This is a genomic window from Pantoea sp. GbtcB22, assembly GCF_019091025.1.
GTDB classification, from domain to species: Bacteria; Pseudomonadota; Gammaproteobacteria; order Enterobacterales; family Enterobacteriaceae; genus Pantoea; species Pantoea leporis.
Window position 1 is genome coordinate 1 of the sequence record NZ_JAGXKB010001118.1, and the last position, 228, is coordinate 228.

At 54.8% G+C, this 228-nt stretch carries 1 protein-coding gene; it reads right to left on the reverse strand.

The window, feature by feature from the left end:
* A partial coding sequence (locus tag KVT28_RS27685) for a YajG family lipoprotein (RefSeq protein ID WP_254633694.1) occupies positions 1-228 on the reverse strand: 228 nt, incomplete at both ends.

The window sequence follows — 228 nt, forward strand, 5'->3', positions numbered from 1 at the left end:
CAACGGCACCGCATGGGCCGATCATGTAGCCGCGTGACGTCATCTGCTTCACTAACACTTCCTGCAGCAGGAAACGCAGGTCGCGTGATGGTGTCAGCGTGAACAACTGACCATCGCGGTTTACTTTGGCCAGCGCCAGATCGGAACGTTGATCGGCACCGTTAACGCTGATGGTGACGCCCATCAGGCTAGGATCTTGCTGCGGTAATTGAATCTTCGGTTGAATAT